At 31.8% G+C, this 784-nt stretch carries 2 protein-coding genes; one reads left to right on the top strand and one right to left on the bottom strand.

All coding sequences use genetic code 11. The features are described 5' to 3' along the window. The coding region (locus tag AC061C_RS15840; RefSeq protein ID WP_478291976.1) for a zinc-dependent peptidase at positions 1-434 on the top strand (434 nt) is incomplete at its 5' end. Positions 435-471: 37 nt separating this feature from the next. Here the strand turns inward: AC061C_RS15840 and AC061C_RS15835 are convergent. After that, the coding region (locus AC061C_RS15835) for a ribulose-phosphate 3-epimerase (RefSeq protein ID WP_478291975.1) at positions 472-784 on the bottom strand (313 nt) is incomplete at its 5' end.

Below are 784 nucleotides of genomic sequence, written 5' to 3'. Positions count from 1 at the left end.
TAATAATTTATCCTTCTAGCTACTATTCTACTGTGAATGAAGCGTATCATAAAGGCGAATTTAATCCTAGAATGAAAGTCATTGCTTTTTCCTGGGAAGATTTTTTGCTAGGACATACGGCATCAAATGATAATATTAATTTGGGCTTACACGAGTTTTCGCATGTATTGCATTTTCATTGTTTACGAAGTAATGATCCAAGTGCAATAATATTTTTTGATGAATTTAATGAAGTCATACAATATTATAACGATCCTTTTTTAAATAATGAATTAACTGAAAAAGAGTATTTTAGGGAATATGCATATGAAAATCAATTTGAGTTTATATCGGTAGTGTTGGAGCATTTTTATGAAACCCCACAGATTTTTAGAAACCTACATCCAGAGCTTTATACTCACGTTTCAAGAATGATTAATTTTCAAGAAAGATAATAAAAACAAAAAATGGTGCTCAAAGCACCATTTTTTATTAGAAGTTTGTTAGCTTCTTTAAATCAAGTATCGTTTTTGTTGGGTTTTCTGCTTTAAAAACAAAACTTCCAGCTACGAGAACATCTGCTCCAGCTTCGACTAATTGTTTTGCATTTTTACTAGTTACACCGCCGTCTACTTCAATAAGTGTGGTAGCTCCTTTTTTAAGTATTAATGCTTTTAGTTTTTCAACTTTCGCGTACGTGTTTTCGATGAATGATTGTCCTCCAAAGCCTGGATTGACACTCATGATACAAACCAAGTCAACATCATTAATTACGTCCTCTAGTAAGTCAATATTAGTATGTGGA

The organism is Flavobacterium sp. GNP010 (assembly GCF_056428945.1).
The sequence above is the reverse complement of the archived record's forward strand: the minus strand, read 5'-3'. Positions and strand labels throughout refer to the sequence as shown.